Raw genomic sequence first — 19,286 nt, 5'->3', positions numbered from 1 at the left:
TCATTCAAGACGAAAACCTACAGCAATCAGTTGGCTTGGTCTACGCCTTCCCCCGATGGGAGCTCCGCCTCCTGAACCAGGTAGTCCTGGCCGGCCAGTGCGCGGGTGGCGGCATCCTGCATGTCGGCGGCGATGACGCCCTGCTTGGCGAACATGACCACCTGGCCCTTGATGCCGTAAGGGGTGAAGCCCTGGAACTGGACAATGGGCGGGTTGGATGGCATGGCCATATTCCTGGTCGCCTGGGCCACCACCTGTGCAATGGAATGGGAGGACTTGGCTATTTCGGCATCTCCTCGCAGGGTGAAGGGAACTGTGGTGGCGGCCTCGCCGGCCTCGGTGATCTTCTCAAGCGCCGTGGTGTTGAGGATGGAGTTGGGGATCAGCAGCTGGTTGCCGGTCCTGTCGATGACGATGGTATGGCGCCAGGTCACGTCGCGGACGGTTCCGGTGGTGCCTTGGATGGTGATGATGTCGCCGGGCTGGACCACCTTGCTGACCATGAGTCCGAAGCCGCCGACGATGTTGGCGATTGTATCCTTCAATCCGAAGGAGAGGGCTAGGCCGCTGACGCCTAGGGCGGCGACCACGGTGGATGGGTTGATTCCGAAGACGGGTTGCAGGACTGTAGCAGCGGCGAAGATCCAGATCAGGGCGCGGACGATGTTGACGAAGATAGAGGCACTGGGCAGGTTGGTCCGTTCCAGGGCACGTCGCATGGCCGCCGCTACGATCTTGGAGATCAACGCAGCGCAGACAGCCACGACGATCAGAAGGACGATCTTTCCGAAATTCTGGCGGAACCAGTAGATGACGGCATCGCTGAAGCTGGAGATGGCCTGTTCGGACCTTCCCATGGGATCCTTGTTCGTAGCGATGCTTGTACCGGCAAAATTGACGGTCGGATTCATGAGGCCTGGTCCTTTGGCTCGTTTTCGGTGCCGACTGTCAGGGACTTGTCCATCCACATGTGCGGGCATCCCTCGTCCTGGTCGTGAATGCCCATGTCCCTATAGCCTAAAGACTCATAGAAGCCGGCCGCCCGTTTCTGCGCGTGCAGTGTGATTCGGTCCGCCCCGTGGTTCCGAGCGGTTTCCTCCGCCGTGCCTACCAAATCCGCACCCAGGTGCTGACCACGGTAGGGCTTTAGAACAGCCAACCGGCCAAGGGTCCATACTCTGCCCCGGTCGGGAAAGATCCGGCATACCCCGACGGGTTCATCCCCGTCATAGGCCACGATATGAAGGCTGGCATCGTCGGTTTGGTCAAACTCGTTGTGAAAACCCTGCTCCTCCACGAATACGGCCTTACGGATGGCCTTGGCATCCTCGGGAATGGCTTCGCTCACCTCATACCGCATGCTTCCTCCTCGCCACGGTCCTCCGCTGCCTCCAATCTACCAAGTTTGACCCTTGGCGTGAACGGATATCCGCAACAGGATGACGACCGGTACGTGCGGCTGTCTGCTGTCTGACCCAGACGATTATATGGGTGGGGAATCTGCAAGCAGTGCAAACTTGCAGCAGCGACATTGAAGTGACGCGGGAACGATTGGATGGCCATGGGCAAGGACTCAAAACTGACAGGTGTTGTTGGCGGAGCCGGTAAAGGGACTTGGCGCTCGCAGAGAGAGCGGATGCTTGCCGGCGAGCTCTATGATGCCTCGGACCCCGAACTGGGCCAGCTGCGGGTCAAGGCCCACGAACTTTGCCGTCTTTTCAACGCGTCTTCTGAGCAGGAGCGGGACCTGCGCAGCCGGCTTCTGGACGATCTGGTGCCCGAGCATGGCCAGGACGTCGACTTTATGGGGCCTATCTACTTCGACTATGGGTGCTTCACCAAGCTTGGCTCGCGCATCTTCGCCAATTTCAACTTCACTGTTCTGGATACCTGCCCGGTGCAGATCGGCGACGATGTGATGATCGGCCCCAATGTCACCCTGGCCACCCCACTGCATCCCCTGCGGTGGCAGGAGCGGAATCTGAGGCGCCATGAGGATGGCTCCCTCTACGACTACGAGTTGGGCGCTCCGATCACCATCGGATCGAACTGCTGGCTGGCGTCAAACGTGACTGTGGCCGGGGGAGTGACCATCGGCGATGGTGCGGTCATCGGTGCCGGATCCGTGGTCACCCATGACATTGCCCCTGACTCCCTGGCTGTGGGTGTGCCCTGCCGGGTAATTCGTACCATCACCGAGGCTGATCGGATGGAACTGCCAGAGGAGGGCTGAAGGCCTCCTCGTTTGGGACAGCATCCATGCTGGCCAGCTGCTGGGCTATGGTCTGTGGGTCTCCGCCCGGGCATGCTGCCTGAATGCGTCCGTCCTGGAGGAAGATGACGCGGTGGGCCCGGGCGGCGACGTTGGGGTCGTGGGTCACCATGAGGATGGTCTGGCCGCTTCGGACGGCCAGGTCGAAGAGGTCCATGACCTCCCGTGAACTATGGGTATCCAGGGCGCCGGTGGGCTCGTCGGCCATGATGATTTCTGGACTTGCGGCCAGGGACCTGGCGATGGCCACGCGCTGCTGCTGTCCGCCACTCATGTCTGCCGGATAGATGTTGGCATATCCCTCCAATCCGACGTTGGACAGGGCAGACAGGGCCGCTTGGGCGGAGATTTTCCTGCCGCCGAAGAGGCTGGACAGCATGGTGTTCTGCAGGCAGGTGAAGGCGTTCACCAGGTTGTAGTCCTGGAAGACGAAGCCGATATGGTCGCGCCGAAGTCGGGTCAGCTCCCTTTCTTTCATTCGCGTCAGGTCCTCACCGGCGATGGCCACACTGCCCTGCCTGACTTGGAGCAGTCCAGCGGCGCAATAGAGAAGGGTCGATTTGCCGGCGCCTGAAGGACCCATGATGGCCGTCCAGGTCCCAGCCTGACATTCCAGACTGATTTCGTCCAACACCCTGGTGCTCTGTTTCTGCCGTGTTCCATAGTCATAGCAGATCTTGTTCAGAATGAGTGGGGTCTGTGCGTATGGATCCTTGGCCATCCGATGCCGCATCCTTGCCTTCCTTTCGGTCGTCGCCTGCATGGTCCTTCTTCTATAAGACCATGGCAAGAGCTCCCGTCAGGGTGTTTTCAGGGTCGAATCGGGGACGGTTCAGGGTGGAATCCACAGAATTCGCCTTTGCTTCTGAAAGATATGTATCGTAAACGTAGAGGGGTCGTATCTCTTGCCAGAAGGGGGATTTATGGGCGGGTCGTCATCAGGATGACAGAGATTCGGTGATTGCTTATTTCCTTGGAATTGTAAGGATGCAACCGTTGGTTGACGGAAAATATCGGTGTCTTTGCCGGGTGCAACCCAAAGCTGGTGGCAGTCGGAGCCTCGCACGTTTCATCATGGCCTCGTTGCTGGTTGAATCGGCAATCTGCCGATCGGGAGAAAGAACAATATGAGTTTCAGAACCAACGTGCAGTATCTGCGTTCGCAGCGCAACATGACTCAGGAGCAGCTGGCCATGCTGGTGGGGGTGTCCCGTCAGGCGGTGTCCAAGTGGGAGTCGGACAAGGCCTATCCTGAGATGGACAAGCTCCTGGCCATCTGTGACCTCTTCGGCTGCACCCTTGATGACCTGGTCCTGGGCGATGTTCGGCATCCGGGTTCCGGGCAGCGTGCATCCAAGCCGGACCATCAGGAAACCACCCAGACGACTCCGCCAACCCATGCGACTATGCCGCCTGTCCAATCTGCTATGGAAGACGTGACCGGCTACGCCTCCTTCAGCAATGTCTACAGTCTTCGGATGGCTTTCGGAATTGCCCTTATCATGCTGGGACTGGCTTTCAGTGGTCTTTTCGCCGGAGTCAGTCAACCGACCGACGCCCAGAATGGTCTGGCCTTTCTTGCTCTGATGATTGGCATCGTCCTGGGCCTGGCCTGTCTCATACCGGCGATTTCCACCAGGAAGGACTTTCGCCGCAGGCATCCCTATGTGGCGGATTTCTATACCGATGAGGAGCGCTCGCGAGTTTATCGGCAGACTACCTGGGAGTTGGTCTGCGGTCTGGCTGTCGTGCTCCTGGATGTGGGAATCAACTCTGCCGGATACCTGATCTGGGGCTGGTCCGATCAGGTCAGAGGGTTTGTCTTCTTCCTTCTTCTGGCTCTGGGGGTCTTCCTACTGGTCCACGCTGGAACAAGCCATAGGATGATGAACCTCCGTGCCTACAACAGGCAGGTTGATTCCGTCGATGACGGTCGCTGGGATACCTATCGTTACGAGCACCGGGTAAGCAATGCCATCAGCGGAACCGTCATGGGCCTTTGCACGCTGGTGGCCCTGACCATGCTCTTCTCGGGCAATTATGACAACCTCTTCGGTTGGTGGATCCCATTCTGGGCCATCTGGATCATCGGCGGGGTGTTCTGCGGGGTGCTCCAGTCTCTGATCGGCATCTTCCGCAAGCCTCCCCGTGCCTGAGGCTGCTGATTTGCCTTACTTGGCTGAATGTAGTAGTCTAACAAAGTTGTGTGTTCATCCGTGGCCTTGTGCTGCGGGTCGGAACACCTGGGACGACTTGGAAAACAACGTAAAGGAAGTCATCATGGCAGCTCGTTGCGCGGTGTGCGGCAAGGGCCCGCAGACCGGTTACAGTGTTTCTCATTCGCATATCCGGAACAAGCGCATCTTCCGCCCCAACCTGCAGTCGGTGCACACCACCGTTGATGGTCAGAACGTGCGTCTGCGCGTCTGCGTCAAGTGCCTCAAGGCCGGCAAGGTGCAGCGCATCGCCGCCTGAGTGCGGTTTGTCGGTCGTATTTGGACCCCCGGGGGCATAAGCTCCGGGGGTTCTTGTCATCCTGAGGGATGATGGTCGGCGCTTGCGGGAGGTGATCGGGTATGTCGGCAGTGGCTCGTGTAGGTCTGCACAGCACCGTGGCCTCGCTGGTGGCCAACAGGCGTCGGGTGAGCGCTCTCAAGGCTCTGGGTGTGGTCACGGTGGGGGATGCGCTGACCTACTATCCTTTCCGCATCACCGAACCCATGCAGGTCACCACCATTGCCGGCATTCGGCTGGGTGAGCCCTGCGCCTTCGCCGCCCGGGTTGATCAGGTGCGTCTGGTGCCTCTGAGCGGTCACCGGGGCTTCCGGCTGGACGTGATGGTGGACGATGCTGCCTTCGTCAGCGGTCGGGGCGGTACTCCGCTGTCGGTCAGGCTGGTTTTCTTTTCTCACAAGAAGCCCTATATGGACTGGATGGTCCGTCGGCTGCAGGTGGGGGCGGATCTGGTCGTGGCCGGTGAGCCCGGCATCTACATGGATCAGCTCCAGTTCACCCATCCCGAGACCCTGGTTGTCGCCGATGCCGATCAGGAGGTTTCAGCGGACGCTTCCCGGCCTGATGCGGCCAGTCTTGACGAGGCCCTGGAGCGGGTCCGTCGACCGCGGCCGGTTTATCATGCCAGCTCCCGCATCTCCTCAGACCATATTCATGATGTCATTCTGGGTTTTCTGCGTCTGCTGGCGCAGGCCGATGATGCATCTGGCACCATCCCTGCAGCCGGTGCCGCAGAAGAGGAACACAACAGTGCCGAGGTCCGCATCAATCCAGAAGCGTTGGGCCGGGCCATACCTGATGTGTTGCCCGAGCAGGTCCGTGTCGACCAAGGACTGATGCATCGTGCCCGTGCCCTCTTGGGCATGCATGCGCCCGACAGCCCTGACGACTTCGCTGCGGCACGCAAGACCCTGCGCTATGAGGAGGCCTTCGTCTCGCAGACAGCCCTTCTGCAGACCCGCCGACAGACCCAGCAACAGCCCACTTATCCATGCGCGGATTCGGGTGCCGACCGTCCAGACACCCTGCCCGCCCGTTTCATCGACTCTCTGCCATTTCAGTTGACCGATGGCCAGCGTCAGGTCATCAACGATATCGGTGTCGACATGGCCAAGGATCAGCCCATGCAGCGGCTTCTGCAGGGCGAGGTCGGCTCCGGCAAGACCGTGGTGGCTCTGGCGGCCATGCTTCAGGCGGTCCAGGCTGGCCATCAGGCTGTCTTGGTGGCTCCTACCCAGGTGCTGGCCGAGCAGCACTACGCCTCCATCGGCGCCATGCTCAAGGCCATGGGCACCGATGTGACCGCCACTGCCGTAGCGGGCCGCCATAAGCCTGTGGATAACGTCACCATGATCCGTATGACGGATCAGCTGGTCCTGCCTCTGGTGTTGCTGACCGGAGGTATGAGACTGGCCCAGCGCCGCTCCGCCCTGGCTGTCTCGGCCTCGGGCCGTCCCTGCATCGTCATCGCCACCCACGCGGCCTTCTCCAAGACCTTCCAGGCTCCCAACCTGGCCTTGACCGTTATAGACGAGCAGCATCGTTTCGGGGTTGAGCAGCGCGAGGAGCTGCGTCGCAAATCCGAGCGAGTTCCCCACCTGCTGATCATGACCGCTACGCCCATCCCGCGTACAGCCGCCATGACCTGGTTCGGCGATCTTGACATCTCCGCCCTGACCGAGCTGCCCAGCAACCGCAAGCCAGTCCGCACGCACGTCATCGACGAGTCTGACGGAGCGACCATGGGCGCCATGTTCCTGCACCTGCGTCGACGGATCGAGGCTGGGGAGAGGGCCTACGTGATCTGTGCCCGTATTGATGATGAAGACGACCCTTCGGCCTCCTCAGACTGCCCCGGTCAATCCGGTGGGTCTGACTCCCAGCCTGAACTGCTGGTTGAGGAGGGCCAAGGTGACGGCCAGCGTCCGCCACTGCATTCGGTGGCTGAAATGAGTCAGCGGCTGGCCGCCCTGCCGCAGTTCCAGGGCATCGCCATGGCCACGCTGACCGGGCGAGACGACGATGCCACCAAGAACGCCGTCATGGCTGACTTTGCCTCGGGCCGCACGCCCTTGCTGGTGGCCACCACTGTGGTGGAGGTGGGGGTGGATGTGCCCCAAGCCTCCTGCATTGTCATCTTCGATGCCGATCGGTTCGGACTCTCCCAGCTTCATCAGCTGCGCGGCAGGGTGGGGCGCGGCGGCACAGACTCCTGGGCCTTCCTGATCTCACGCGCCCCTGCGGATTCCCCGGCTGCAGAGCGGCTTAATGTCATCCGCGGCACCACTGACGGGGCCAAAATCGCCGAGGAGGACATCCGCATCAGGGGAGCCGGCGACGTGCTGGGCGATGCCCAATCCGGCGGTCATTCCTCGCTGAAGCTTCTGCGGGTGGTCACCGACGCACCCATGATCGCCCGTGCTCGAACCCAGGCGGGCCAACTCCTGGAGTCCGATCCCACCCTGGCCGGGCAGCCCGAGCTGGCTGGCGCCGTCCTGGACTTCATGAGGGGCAACGAAGGTTTCCTGGTCTCTAGCTGAAAGGACAACGGACCATATGCACATCATCGCCGGCCGCTTCAAGGGATTCCCCATTCCCGCAGCCCTCAAGGGCACCCGGCCCACCACCGATCGGACCAAGGAGGCCATTTTCTCCCATCTGGAGTCCGAAGGCCTGCTGTCCGGTGCTCGGGTCCTGGACCTGTTCGCCGGCACGGGGGCCTTGGGATTCGAGGCTCTTTCCCGCGGTGCCCAGAGCCTGGTGGCTGTGGAGTCTTCCGGTCGTGTCGCCGGACTGCTGTCACGCTCAGCCGCCGGGCTGCGTCACCATCCGGCCTGGGATTCAGCCATGGACATTCGCGTCAGCAGAAACCGTGCCGAGCGCTTTGTTCGTCCCCTCTCCTCCGGTCATGAGGATGCAGGTCTGTCCGAGGTCTGCTTCGACCTGGTCTTCATGGACCCGCCTTATGACCTGTCGACTGCGGACTGCCAAAGCATCATGACCGGCCTGACCGGTCGAGAAATGGTGGACGATGGAGGCATGATCGTTCTGGAGCGATCGACACGCACCCCGCCGCCCACGGCTCCTGACGGATGGGCCATTGATCAGGCTCGTACCTATGGGGAAACAGCAGTCTACTATCTGACGGCCCGCTGATTATCGCTGCGTTTTAGGGTTGATCGACCAGATGGTTGATCCAGAGGTCTTGGATGGGTTTCCTGCATGTCCCAGCCCAGGTCCTCCAAGAGACGACGGTCTTGCTTATCAAGGGCGGAGCAGTCCAATCGGGCAATCAGATCGGGACGGATTCGACTGGTTCGCCTGATGGCCTCGTCGCGCCGGAAACGGTCCACCTTTCCGTGGTCACCGCTGGTCAGTATCTCGGGCACGGCCATGCCACGCCAGGTGGTGGGACGCGTGTACTGGCGATATTCCAGCAGCGGCTCATCCCCGGTGTAGGACTCCTGCACGATGGATTCAGGATTGCCCATGAAGCCGGGCAGGAGCCGGGTGATGGCCTCCAGCATGACCGAGACGGCCACCTCGCCTCCATTGAGCACGTAGTCGCCGATGGAATACTCTCTGACGTCGACCCCCTGATTCCGGTAGTAGACGGGGATGCGTGCGTCATACCCTTCGTAGCGGCCGCAGCCGAATACCAGCCTCTTCGCCCGTGACAGCTCGGTCGCGTCGGCCTGGGTGAACAGGGGAGCGGATGGGTTGGGGAAGATCAGGACTGGTTTGGCCGCGCCGGCCTCGTGGTTGTCTGCAGATGAATCTGCCTCGGATGCTATGCCGTAGCTTTCGTCGCCGGAACTCTTCCTTGCTTCTTTTCGTTCTTCGGCATCGGCAGTGTCGGCTGTTTGGTCGGTGGTGGGTTGTTGCAGAGCCGATCCGTCTGGAACGTTCAATAAATCGTCCAGGCATCGGCCCCAGACTTCGGGTTTCATCACCATGCCCGCTCCGCCGCCCACCGGCGTATCGTCCACGGAATGGTGCACGTCATGGGTCCAATCGCGCAGATTGTGGGCACGTATGGTCACCAGGCCCTTCTCCTGGGCCTTGCCCAGCAGACTGAGTCCGGTTACGTCAAAATATTCGGGGAAGACGGAAACGATATCGATTTGCATGTGACCAACTCTACCCAAGCTTGTTCGGGTCGGGATCGGGCGCGGATTGGTACACCTATGAGTGTTACACTGTCTGGGTCTTCAAGTCGCGTATGAATCCGGCTTGGAAGATGTCATCAACGCAGCCAGAGAGCTATAACCGTTGCGTAAACAGCAATGAGAGCGGCATCGGATGATGCCATGCCGTACGGATCCGTGGTGATGGCTATGCGAACAGTCTGATGTGTGAGGAGCGGACGGTCCATGGTCGACCATGTTGATAAGAAAACAAAACTGCTGATTACCGGCACAGCCGGGCTCGCCTTCTGCGGGGTCCTTTTGGAGACCTCGCTCAACGTCACCTTTCCGGAGATGACCCGGTACTTCAAAACCGGGCTGGGCACGGTCCAATGGCTGACCACCGGCTATCTGCTCGTAGTGGCCTTGACGGTTCTGGCGGCCGCCTGGCTGGAACATTCATTCACTACCCGCGCATTGATTCTGACCAGCGTGGGAATATTCCTGGGCAGCGATCTGATGTGCATTCTCGCCCCATGCTTTCCCGTTCTTATGGCGGGGCGCCTCCTGCAGGGCATCAGCACCGGTATCGCCCTCCCCTTGGTCTTTTCCCTGATTATGAAAAAGGTTCCTCTTCACATCCAGGGCCGCTACGTGGGCAGCGCCGGCATGGCGGTGGCTCTGGCGCCCTCCCTGGGCCCGACCTTCGGCGGAGCCGTTATCCAAGCCTCTTCCTGGCGGGCCATCTTCCTGATCGTGCTGCCCATCGAGCTGGTCTTCGGGCTCATCGCCCTCATCTCGGTTGACAGGGAGAGCGCCCACGTCGGTCCCTTCGCCTGGCTCCAGTTCCTTCTTCTGGGCATTTTCCTGACCGGTCTGACCATGGGTCTGAGCACCTTGGATGTGCATGGTCCTATAACCTGGCTGTCCTTGTTTATCGGGGGCCTGGCCCTTGTTGCAGGGGTCTGTGCTCTTGCCCACCAGAGCACCAGGCTGATCGACATCGCGGTCTTTCGGAACCGTACCTTCACCCTGGCCCTGATCCTCTACTTCCTGGTCCAGTTCGTTCAGATTGGCCTGACATTCGTCCTGCCCAACATGGCCCAGTCCGTCCTGGGGGAGACCTCCACCGTGGCCGGCCTGCTTCTGCTGCCGGGAAGCCTGCTCTCGGCCCTCTGCCAGCCCATCACAGGCGGCTATCTGGATGGTCATGGCCTGCGTGGACTGCTCGCGGTGGGAAGCACGGCCTTCTTCCTTTCGGCCTTGGGTTTCCTGGTCCTCAGCAGGCACTTATCCGTTCCGCTGATGGTCCTTCTCTATGCCTGCTACATGGTCGGTCAGGCTTGCGTCTTCAACAACCTGCTCACGGTCGGACTGCAGCATATCCCAGCCAAACTGGTGCCTGACGGTAATGCCCTCTTCAACACCTTTCAGCAGTATTCAGGTGCCGCCTCGACCGGCGTTCTGGCCGCCATCATCACGGGTATGCCCAAGGCCAGTGGAATTCATGCCGGCGCTCAGGCCTTCCAGTTCGGAGCAGTCTGGGCCTTCGTCTTCGTCTTTCTGATCGTCCTGGGCATCCTCCTGGTGGCCTGGTTCCTGGAGCGCAGCCTGGCCTGTCAGGATAAGGGCGAGGTTCAGGTTGCATGACCTCTGATTGCTTCCGAAAGGCAATGGTTTCAATTCAGGAATGAGATGCCGGCCCAGACGGCCCAGCCTATTGCAAGGACCAGGTAGGGCCACCAGTGCATGCGGGTGATGGCCACGAACTCCCTGATGAAGGCGGTCGGCCAATAGTAGCCCTTGGTGTGTGAGCCGATTCCGTCGGCATTCAGCCCGACCTTGCTGGCATATTCGCTGGCTCGGAAGACGTGGTAGTCACTGGTGACCAGGGCCACCCGGTAATGCTCTGGCCCGGTGCCCATCTCGTAGCGGTCATCCAGAATCTGCTTGGAATAGCGTAGGTTCTCCAGGGTCGTGGTCGACCTGTCCTCCATGATGATGGCCTCGGACGGCACCCCACAGGAGTTGCGCAGATACTGAGCCATGGCCCTGGCCTCGCTGATGGCCTCGTCCGGGCCCTGTCCGCCTGAGACCACGAAGCGCCCGTTTCGTCCCTGCCGCTTCCAGAGGTCTACGGCCTTGTCCAGCCGTCCCCGGAGCAGGGGTGTGGGCTCTTCGCCGCGCAGACCGGCTCCATGGATGATGATGTAGTCGTAGCGACGCTTGCGGGGCAGCATCCTGTAAAAGTTGGAATAGAGTAGCAGGGCCAGGAAGGAGAAGAAGAACCAGGTGGCTTCCAGGTCGATCAGCCCGGCCAGTTTCTGCAGCCATGAGGGGGCGCCAAACCCGGCCAGGAGGGGCGAAAGAATCATGTAGGCCACCACGGCCAGCGCCAGCAGTCCGGGCAGCAGAGTGGTCAGGGAGACCCCCTCGTGCCGGATGACGATGACCGTGTTGGCCAGCAGGAAGCAGATCACCAGCAGGGGGGAGAGGATGAGCAGGATGACCAGGGGCAGGATCAGCCAGCGCATCCCGAACTGCAGAAGAAGCGCTCCCCCCAGGGTCAGCAGCAGGAGCAGGAGCCAGATGGCATTGCGGAACTGTCGTGGCTCCTTGTGCAGGTCCCAGAGGAAGAGCAGGCCGAAGATGATGGCGGGTGCATAGAGCAGGAGGAGTTGCAGGTGGTTGGACATGCGCCGATTGCCCCTTTCACGAGAATGGCCGCGTAGGGTCTTACTCCACTGTAGCGAATCGGCCAGTCACCTCCCATCCTTGACATGCCCAGGATTCCCAGACCGCCGTGGTAACATATATGTGGTAAATCTCACACGTTCGGAAGCTGAGTGTGGGCGATTCCCGACGGTGCGAATTCCAGGTCGAGACCATGATAATGATGGGTCCTTTCAAGGATTGCGCATCGGTGTCCGCATGGACGTGGTCGGTCGCAAGGCAGCGATGCGTTGGAAGGATTAGGGGTTCAAGTGATGTTGGGTTTCTCCGCGATCCGGATATGGTTCGGACCTGGCGTGCAAGGTTGTAGAGAGGTGCGGTAATGAAAGTAGTGATATTCTCCACCTGCGTGGTGGACCTCATGTTTCCGAACGTGGGGAAGGCCATGGTGGAGGTACTGGAGCGGTTCGGCTGCGACACCTATCTTCCCAAGGAGCAGATTTGCTGCGCCCAACCCACCTTCAACAGCGGGTATGTCAAGGAGAGCATGCAGGTCATGCGCAATGAGGTCGATGCCCTGCTGAGCGTGGATGCCGACTATATCGTGGGTCCGGCAGGCTCCTGCGTGAACATGCTCAAGGAACTGCCCTTCCATCTGAGGAACGACCCGGTCTATGCGGCCAAGGCCCAGACCATGGCTGACAAGACCTATGAGTTCTCGCAGTTCCTCTATCGGGTGCTGGGTGTGCTGGATGCCGGCGCCGAACTCGACGCCGTGGCCACCTACCACCGCTCCTGCCACATGACCCGGCTGCTGGGGGAGCGGACCAGCCCCTTCGTTCTGTTGGATCACGTCAAGGGCCTGACCATGGTCCCCCTGCCCCATATCGAGAACTGCTGTGGGTTCGGCGGCATGTTCTCCATGAAGGAGCCTGAGATCTCCAAGCAGATGGTGGATGAGAAGGTAAACGACGTGCTCAGCACCAAGGCCAGCGTCCTCATCTCCTGCGATCCGGGCTGCCTGATGAACATCGGCGGTCGCTTCAACCGGCGCGGCGAGAAGATCACCATCATGCATCTGGCTGAGGTGCTCAATCACAACGTGGACATGAGCCGCGTCAAGTATGTGGAAGGCCGCTCTGCTGGCGATGGGGCCGTGGGTTCCGTCAGGGCTGCCAAGGAAGAGGGGGCTCTGGTATGAGCAGCATGGTCAATGGCAAGAAGGCCGCGCAGTATCTGCGGACCAGCAAGGCTCCCTTCCTGACCAGGGTAAAAGAGTCCGAGCAGGACAAATTCGCCCAGCAGGCCGTGGCCAAGGCCCAGGATGCCCAGTGGGTCAAGCGTGAGGCCGCCCGCCAGGAACTGGGCAACTGGGAACAGTGGCGCGACCTGGGCGAGCAGATCCGCCAGCATGTCATCCGCTACCTGCCTGACTACCTGGAGGAGTTCTCCGACAACGTGGAGAAGCGCGGCGGTCATGTCTTCTTCGCCCAGACCGACGATGAGGCTGCCCAGTACATCAAGCAGATTGCCATCGAAAAGAAGGCCAAGCACGTCGTCAAGAGCAAGTCCATGGTGACCAGCGAGATCAACCTGGACCCCACGCTGATGACTGTGCCCGGCCTGGAGGTGCTGGAGACCGACCTGGCCGAGTTCATCCTGGAGGAGGACGACTGGGACCAGCCCACGCATCTGGTCTTCCCGGCCCTGCACAAGAACCGCGAGCAGGTTCGGCAGGTTTTCGAAAAGAAGCTGGGCTACAAGGGTGACAACGACCCCCAGCACATGGCTCGGTTCTCGCGCAAGGTTCTGCGCAAGCACTTCCTTGAGGCGGACATGGGCATCACCGGCTGCAACTTCGCCGTGGCCGACACGGGCATGATCAACCTGGTGACCAACGAGGGTAACGCCGACCTGGCCATGTGCATCCCCAAGACCCAGGTGGTGGTCATGGGCATGGAGCGCCTGGTGCCGACCATGAAGGAGGCCGAGACCATGGACAACATGCTGGCCCGGTCCGCTGTCGGCCAGAAGCTGACCTCCTACCTGACCTATACCGCGCCACGCACAGACCAGGAGTCGGACGGACCGGACGATGTCTATGTGGTCATCCTGGACAACGGCCGTTCAAACGCGCTGGGAACGGTCTTCGAGCCCATCCTCCAGTGCATCCGCTGCGCCTCCTGTCTGAACGTCTGCCCCATCTACCGGCACATCGGCGGCCACGGCTATGGATCCATCTATCCGGGCCCTGTGGGCTCGGTGCTCTCGCCGGTGTTGGACGGGGGTTACGACGACTTCGGGGACCTGCCCTACGCCTGTAGCCTGTGTGCGGCATGCACGGCCACCTGCCCGGTCAAGATTCCCCTGCATCAGCTCATGATCGAGCACAGGCGGATCATGATGGATGACCAGTCCCAGGCCAATCTGATCGACGACACGGTCATGAGGGTCATGGGTCTGGGAACCGGTCACTCCTCGCTCTTCCGCACTGCCCTGGGTGTGGATCACACCATGCTGACCCCCATATCCAAGAAGCAGCCGGAGACGGCCAAGAACCTCTTCGCCAGTGATCGGCATGTGGAATGGATGCCCTTCGTCTTCGGCGGATGGACCAAGGTACGTGATCTGCCGGATCCGCCCAAGCACGGGGAGAACTTCCGCAGTTGGTTCGCTCATCACAAGAAGGAGCAGCAGGCATGACCGATCGTGAGGTATTCCTGGATTACCTGGCCAAGAAGAGCGGACGGCCCCGCCACCAGCTCAAGGAACATCCTCTGGTGCCGGTCAACGATCTGCCGGAGACCACCCTGTCTGGCCACACCCAGGACGAGCTGCTGGAAATCGCCCGGAAGAGCAGCGAGGCCGTCCATGTGGACTTCCGTACCTGCACCAAGGCCGGGCTGCCCACCGCATTGGACGAGTTCATCGATTCGCGCAAGGACGACAGTGACCATGTGATGCTGCCCACCTCCGACCTGTTTGCTGACTTCGGTCTGGAGGAGTGGAGGGACGGCCTGAACCCCCCCGCCACTTTCTGGAAGCCGGGGGCCAGTCGCGAGGAGAACATCAGGACCGCCGACGAGTCCGGAACGGCCATCGCCTTTGCGGACTTCCTGCTGGCCGAGTCCGGCACCATCACCGTGGCTACCACCCCGGGTCAGGGTCGTGCCTTCCACTTCCTGCCGGTGCACTACCTGAGCATCATCCGCAAGTCCAAGATCCTGCCCCGAACCCGGCAGGCCATGGACTACTACGACCCGGCTCTGGTCTCAGGCGAGCTCAAGACCTCCAACATCAACTTCATCACCGGCCCCTCCAACACGGGCGACATCGAGATGGTGATCGTGGTGGGCGTGCATGGCCCCCTGGATATGACCTACTTGGTGGTTGAAGACATGTAGCTCAATAAGATTTCCTGCTTAGGCAGGGCGCATTTCCCGTAAGTGGGGAGTCAGCGGCTCGAAGAAGGACGCCGACTCCCCACTTACGCTTTTGCTAATAGGCTGGTTCAGCCCAGGCCAGGCAGGAGCCCTCCAGGTGGATCGATGGCCACGTACCCGTTTTCAATATCAACCCGGGGCACCAATGCTTCGACGAAGGGTATCAGCCCTTCCGCTTCCTCGTCGCCTTCTTCGGTGGCCATGCGGATTTGCAGCTGCTGCTGGGCTACACCGTCCAGTACGTCGCTGACTTGGCCGACCACTCGTCCGGACGGTTCACCCAGAGAGTTGCCCGGGGCCATGCGGACCTCGAGCCCGATCAGATCCTCGGGATACCAGGCGTCCTCCTGTGCCAGCTCCTCGGCTGGATCAGCCTGGACGTACAGTTCGATGCCGTTCAGCGCTTCGGATGCGTTCCTGTCTTCCACTCCTTTGAAGAGGACGATCCAACGCTGCTTGAAGCGTCGGGATGAGACCACCGTGAAGACCTGCCCGTCCTTGGTCTGCAACCGGGTGCCGGGGGCGAAGCGCCGCCCGGGCTCATCGGTGTAGGCATACACGTTGACCTCGCCCTTGAGTCCCTGGGCGCGGCCGATACGGCAGACCCTCAGCAACCTTTGCTGCTGAGGGTCCGGACCCTGGGGGTCGTGATTGGTGGACCGGCTGGGGCTCACCGGCGCACATCCATGATGTCGACGCGCACCTTGTGGTCGGCCAGCGCCTGGATCACGGTACGGATGGCGTTGGCGGTCCTGCCGCCCCTGCCGATCACGCGGCCGATGTCCTCGGGGTTGACCCGCACCCGCAACAGCTCTCCGCGAGAGTTCTCGTGGGACTTGACCGACACGTCATCGGGAAAGTCCACGATATTCCTGATCAGATGTTCAACGGCCTGTGCAAGCATGATAGCCGGTCCTTCCAATCCTTAAGCGAATGTGCCTTACTCAGCCGCCTGCTCGGTCTGGGCGGCATCTGCCGACTCATCGGCCTTGGGGGCTTCCTTCTCCGCCTGGGCCTTGGCCTTGGCGTCAGCCTCGGACTTGGCGGCCTTGAGCTTCTGGGCTTCGTTCTGTGCCTGCTCGATGCGGGCCTGTGCATCGACCTCGGCCTGCGGCACCTTAAGGGTGCCTTCCTTGCCGGGCAGATCCTTGAACTTCTGCCAGTCGCCGGTGATCTTCAGAAGATTGAAGACAGGGTCGCTGGGCTGAGCGCCCACACCCAGCCAGTACTGGGCGCGCTCAGAGTCGATCTTGATTGAAGAGGGCTGGGTGTTGGAATCGTAGGTGCCGATCTCCTCGATGACCTTGCCATCGCGCTTCTTGCGGGAATCGACCACGACGACGCGGTAGAAGGGGTAGAACTTCTTGCCCATTCTCTTCAGACGAATTCTGGTTGCCAAAACGGCTCTCCTTGGTACTTGGTGTGCCCGGCGGCGTCTCCATGTGGGGCATGGTGGCGCTCCTGGCGTGTTCCTCACGACCGTCGGAATGAGAGGGCTCCTCCGGACATGAATAACAGCAAAAGTATACCTCAACCGGGGGATATGGCGGGTGGTGAACCTGTATGGTGCTCAGAGCCGACGCGGCAGAGTCAGACGGGCCACCAGAGCCCGGTGGTCGCTGCCTGGAATCCGTAGGGCATGCATGGATTGTGGGACCAGGTCGCCGTCCGTCAGAATATGGTCGATTTCGATCAACGAGGGAAGCGCGCTTGCCGATGGGAAAGTCAGGTGGCTGCCGGCTTTCAGATGCACAGAAGCGTCATGCAGCCCGGATTCGGCCAGCATGGCCCGGAAGGTCGGGTGCTGCAGGGTGGCGTTGCAATCGCCCATGACGATGGTGGGTACGGGCGGATGGCTCAGCCTGGCCAGGGCAGCGATGCCCCTGCCCCACTGCCTGGCGCCTCGCTGGGGTGATTTGGGATGGACGCTGGCCACTCGGATCGGTCCGGAGCCGGTCTTGAGCTCGACCAGGGGTACTGCAGCCGCCGGAAGGTCCAGGGCCGACGGGGAGGCCTTGACGGGTTGGTAGGCCGAGAAGATGGCGTTGTAGCCGCCGTTGTCGTCAGGGCTTGCGGTCCCCTGTGTCAGGTAGGGCAGGAGCTGATTCAGACCTGCAGCCTGGAGCGAATCCGGCAGCTTCCCCCTTACCTCTTGCAGGGCCAGCACTTCTACTCCATAGGTGCGTACGCAACGCACGACCTCTTCAGGATCGGCCCGGCCGAAGCGACAGTTCAGAGTCATGACGCTCAGTTCATGGTCAGAGGATGATTGACTGGTCCTGTCTGCCGGAGGTAGCCGGTAGCGCAGGCGCTGGCAGCTGACCAGAGTAAGTTCGATCAGCGCAAGCAGGCATTGGGGCCAGGCGCCTGCGACGACCGTCCATATCAGTATGGCCAGCAGGGGAACGGTCAGCAGGTCGATCAGGGCGATCAGCTCCACCAGGGGGCGGTGCCAGTCAGCTCCGGCAGGCAGGAAGCGCAGGGCCATCCATAGGGCGATGAGCCCCAGGAGAATCCAGAGAAGGGTGTTCACGTGCCATTGTCTCCTGCAGGAGGGAGGGGTCAGCGGCCGCCGAAGAGACCGCCCAGTCCGCCGCCAAGGTTGGGTGGCAGGTCCGGCAGGCCTTCAGGCATCTGCGGAGTTTCGGGGCGCTTGGCGAAGGCCGAGCCGCCCGAGGATTTGCCCTTGCCGGAAAGGCGCTCGCGTAAAGCCTTCTCTTCGGCCTCCCGCTTCATGGGATTGCCTGAGCGGGAACCCTTACGGCCTTTCTTGCCTTTTTTGCCCTTCTTGCCGCCGGCAGCGCCCATGCCGCCCATGCCCGGGATCGAGCGGCTGCCATTGGTCATCCGCTTCATCATCTTGGCAGCCTGCTCGAACCGTTGCAGCAGGCCGTTGACGGCAGAGACCGTGGTGCCGGCGCCATAGGCGATCCGGGCCCGTCGTGAGCCGTCGATGATGCTGGGGTCTCGTCGTTCCTGGGGAGTCATCGACTGGATGATGGCCTGGGTTCGATCCACCTCCTTTTCGTCGAACTGCTCAAGCTCCTTGCGGTGCTGGGCCATGCCTGGAATCATGCCCAGGATGCTCTTGAAGGAACCCAACTTGCGAACCTGCTGGAGCTGCTCCAGAAAGTCGTCCAGTCCAAAGCTGCCCTCGGACATCTTCCCGGCGGCCTTGCGGGCCTCCTCCTCGTCGAATTGGCGTTGGGCCTGCTCGATCAGGGTCAGGATGTCGCCCATGTCCAGAATGCGGGAGGCCATCCGGTCAGGGTGGAAGACCTCGAAGTCCTTGAGTCCCTCGCCGTTGGAGTCGAAAAGGATGGGCTTGCCGGTCACCGAGGCCACCGACAGGGCAGCGCCGCCGCGGGCATCGCCGTCCAGCTTGGACAGGACCACGCCGGTGAAGTCCACACCCTGGTCGAAGGCCTTGGCTGTGGCGACCGCGTCCTGGCCGATCATGGCATCGATGACGAAGAGGATCTCGTCGGGGTGGACGGCGTCGCGGATATTGCGGGCCTGCTCCATCAGCTCCTGATCCACGCCCAGTCGACCGGCCGTATCAATGATGACCACATCGTAGAGCTTGTCCTTGGCCACTCTGATCGAGTCGGCCGCCACCTTGACGGGATCGCCCGTGACCTGTCCGGGGGCCGCCAGCTCGGATCCGCTGGTCTGCACGCCTGGCTCGGGTGCGTATACCGGCACTTCGGCCCGCTCGCCGACCACCTGGAGCTGGGTGACCGCGTTGGGCCGCTGCAGGTCGGCCGCCACCAGCAGGGGGGTGTGGCCGGCATCCTTGAGCCAGTATCCGAGCTTGCCGGCCAGCGTGGTCTTGCCTGCACCCTGCAGGCCGGCAAGCATGATGACCGTGGGCGGGTTCTTGGCGAAATTGAGTGGTCGATCCACTCCCGCGCCCAGGATGCCGGTCAGTTCGTCGTAGACGATGGAGACCACCTGCTGGGCCGGGTTCAGAGCCTTGGAGACCTCCTCGCCCAGGGCGCGTTCCCGGATGCGTCCGGTAAAGGAGCGCACCACGTCCAGGGAGACATCGGCATCCAGAAGGGCGCGGCGGATCTCGCGGATTGTGCCGTCGATGTCGGCCTCGGTCAGCTTCCCCTTGGAGCGCAGGTGGGTGAAGGCCTGGGAGAGCCGATCGGTCAAAGATGAAAATGCTGCCATAGTGCCCCAAGTCTACCTGTCAGCCGGGAGATTGGCTGTTGATTCCGTAAGGCCTACCTGGATGGTTCTGATATGGAA

General features: G+C 61.4%; 19 protein-coding genes. 9 read left to right on the top strand and 10 right to left on the bottom strand.

Annotated features, from left to right (window positions below; all coding sequences use genetic code 11):
• Positions 1 to 26: 26 nt before the first annotated feature.
• Positions 27 to 911: a mechanosensitive ion channel family protein gene (locus H3V04_RS05880; protein WP_232342595.1), complete on the bottom strand. Its 885-nt coding sequence runs from the start codon at positions 909 to 911 to the stop codon at positions 27 to 29.
• The gene (locus H3V04_RS05875; RefSeq protein ID WP_198187551.1) at positions 908 to 1,360 is read right to left on the bottom strand and encodes a GNAT family N-acetyltransferase; all 453 of its coding nucleotides are present in this window, start codon (positions 1,358 to 1,360) and stop codon (positions 908 to 910) included. Before H3V04_RS05875 ends, H3V04_RS05880 begins: the two co-directional genes overlap by 4 nt.
• 201 nt (positions 1,361 to 1,561) lie before the next feature.
• Between H3V04_RS05875 and H3V04_RS05870 the strand changes: the two genes are divergently transcribed.
• Positions 1,562 to 2,233 (top strand): sugar O-acetyltransferase, encoded by a 672-nt coding sequence (locus H3V04_RS05870; RefSeq protein ID WP_373564710.1) that lies wholly within the window; start codon positions 1,562 to 1,564, stop codon positions 2,231 to 2,233.
• Here the strand turns inward: H3V04_RS05870 and H3V04_RS05865 are convergent.
• Positions 2,193 to 2,993, bottom strand: a complete 801-nt coding sequence (locus tag H3V04_RS05865; RefSeq protein ID WP_232342593.1) for an ABC transporter ATP-binding protein — start codon at positions 2,991 to 2,993, stop codon at positions 2,193 to 2,195. The two genes, H3V04_RS05870 and H3V04_RS05865, sit on opposite strands and share 41 nt — an antisense overlap.
• Before the next feature lie 406 nt (positions 2,994 to 3,399).
• Between H3V04_RS05865 and H3V04_RS05860 the strand changes: the two genes are divergently transcribed.
• From H3V04_RS05860 to rsmD, 4 genes are all read left to right on the top strand, one after another.
• A complete protein-coding gene (locus H3V04_RS05860; RefSeq protein WP_198187549.1) occupies positions 3,400 to 4,428 on the top strand; it encodes a helix-turn-helix transcriptional regulator in 1,029 nt (342 codons plus the stop codon).
• Positions 4,429 to 4,552: 124 nt separating this feature from the next.
• Positions 4,553 to 4,747: a 50S ribosomal protein L28 gene (gene rpmB / locus H3V04_RS05855; RefSeq protein WP_015021347.1), complete on the top strand. Its 195-nt coding sequence runs from the start codon at positions 4,553 to 4,555 to the stop codon at positions 4,745 to 4,747.
• A 101-nt stretch (positions 4,748 to 4,848) separates the two neighbouring features.
• The gene (locus H3V04_RS05850) at positions 4,849 to 7,326 is read left to right on the top strand and encodes an ATP-dependent DNA helicase RecG (RefSeq protein WP_198187548.1); all 2,478 of its coding nucleotides are present in this window, start codon (positions 4,849 to 4,851) and stop codon (positions 7,324 to 7,326) included.
• A gap of 16 nt (positions 7,327 to 7,342) precedes the next feature.
• A complete protein-coding gene (gene rsmD / locus H3V04_RS05845; protein ID WP_198187547.1) occupies positions 7,343 to 7,942 on the top strand; it encodes a 16S rRNA (guanine(966)-N(2))-methyltransferase RsmD in 600 nt (199 codons plus the stop codon).
• Here rsmD and trmD read toward each other — a convergent pair.
• Positions 7,924 to 8,916 carry a tRNA (guanosine(37)-N1)-methyltransferase TrmD gene (gene trmD, locus H3V04_RS05840; RefSeq protein ID WP_198187546.1) on the bottom strand — a complete coding sequence of 331 codons (993 nt, stop codon included), beginning with the start codon at positions 8,914 to 8,916 and terminating at the stop codon, positions 7,924 to 7,926. The genes rsmD and trmD overlap by 19 nt on opposite strands.
• Before the next feature lie 243 nt (positions 8,917 to 9,159).
• On the opposite strand from trmD, the gene H3V04_RS05835 reads away from it, so the two are divergent.
• The gene (locus tag H3V04_RS05835) at positions 9,160 to 10,563 is read left to right on the top strand and encodes an MFS transporter (RefSeq protein ID WP_198187545.1); all 1,404 of its coding nucleotides are present in this window, start codon (positions 9,160 to 9,162) and stop codon (positions 10,561 to 10,563) included.
• Positions 10,564 to 10,592: 29 nt separating this feature from the next.
• Here the strand turns inward: H3V04_RS05835 and H3V04_RS05830 are convergent, their stop codons facing one another.
• Positions 10,593 to 11,609 (bottom strand): YdcF family protein, encoded by a 1,017-nt coding sequence (locus H3V04_RS05830; RefSeq protein ID WP_045935027.1) that lies wholly within the window; start codon positions 11,607 to 11,609, stop codon positions 10,593 to 10,595.
• A gap of 359 nt (positions 11,610 to 11,968) precedes the next feature.
• On the opposite strand from H3V04_RS05830, the gene H3V04_RS05825 reads away from it, so the two are divergent.
• The 3 genes from H3V04_RS05825 to H3V04_RS05815 are packed head-to-tail and all read left to right on the top strand — an operon-like array spanning position 11,969 to position 14,990.
• Positions 11,969 to 12,787, top strand: coding sequence for a (Fe-S)-binding protein (locus H3V04_RS05825; RefSeq protein ID WP_198187544.1), 819 nt, complete (start codon positions 11,969 to 11,971; stop codon positions 12,785 to 12,787).
• The gene (locus H3V04_RS05820; RefSeq protein WP_082069326.1) at positions 12,784 to 14,289 is read left to right on the top strand and encodes a LutB/LldF family L-lactate oxidation iron-sulfur protein; all 1,506 of its coding nucleotides are present in this window, start codon (positions 12,784 to 12,786) and stop codon (positions 14,287 to 14,289) included. Before H3V04_RS05825 ends, H3V04_RS05820 begins: the two co-directional genes overlap by 4 nt.
• Positions 14,286 to 14,990 carry a lactate utilization protein C gene (locus H3V04_RS05815; RefSeq protein ID WP_198187543.1) on the top strand — a complete coding sequence of 235 codons (705 nt, stop codon included), beginning with the start codon at positions 14,286 to 14,288 and terminating at the stop codon, positions 14,988 to 14,990. Before H3V04_RS05820 ends, H3V04_RS05815 begins: the two co-directional genes overlap by 4 nt.
• A 107-nt stretch (positions 14,991 to 15,097) precedes the next feature.
• Here H3V04_RS05815 and rimM read toward each other — a convergent pair whose 3' ends face one another.
• The 5 genes from rimM to ffh all read right to left on the bottom strand — a co-directional run bounded on the left by rimM (position 15,098) and on the right by ffh (position 19,208).
• Positions 15,098 to 15,703: a ribosome maturation factor RimM gene (rimM, locus tag H3V04_RS05810; protein ID WP_198187542.1), complete on the bottom strand. Its 606-nt coding sequence runs from the start codon at positions 15,701 to 15,703 to the stop codon at positions 15,098 to 15,100.
• Entirely contained in the window at positions 15,700 to 15,933 is a 234-nt protein-coding gene (locus H3V04_RS05805; RefSeq protein ID WP_015021362.1) for an RNA-binding protein, read from the bottom strand. The genes rimM and H3V04_RS05805 overlap by 4 nt, the downstream gene beginning before the upstream one ends.
• A 36-nt stretch (positions 15,934 to 15,969) precedes the next feature.
• Entirely contained in the window at positions 15,970 to 16,428 is a 459-nt protein-coding gene (gene rpsP / locus H3V04_RS05800; RefSeq protein WP_198187541.1) for a 30S ribosomal protein S16, read from the bottom strand.
• A 171-nt stretch (positions 16,429 to 16,599) separates the two neighbouring features.
• Positions 16,600 to 17,562, bottom strand: a complete 963-nt coding sequence (locus H3V04_RS05795; RefSeq protein ID WP_198187540.1) for an endonuclease/exonuclease/phosphatase family protein — start codon at positions 17,560 to 17,562, stop codon at positions 16,600 to 16,602.
• Positions 17,563 to 17,591: 29 nt separating this feature from the next.
• The gene (gene ffh / locus H3V04_RS05790; RefSeq protein WP_198187539.1) at positions 17,592 to 19,208 is read right to left on the bottom strand and encodes a signal recognition particle protein; all 1,617 of its coding nucleotides are present in this window, start codon (positions 19,206 to 19,208) and stop codon (positions 17,592 to 17,594) included.
• Positions 19,209 to 19,286 lie beyond the last annotated feature (78 nt).

The organism is Bifidobacterium sp. M0353, assembly GCF_016100645.1.
GTDB lineage: Bacteria > Actinomycetota > Actinomycetes > Actinomycetales > Bifidobacteriaceae > Bombiscardovia > Bombiscardovia choladohabitans.
This window is presented reverse-complemented; position numbering and strand designations above follow the sequence as displayed.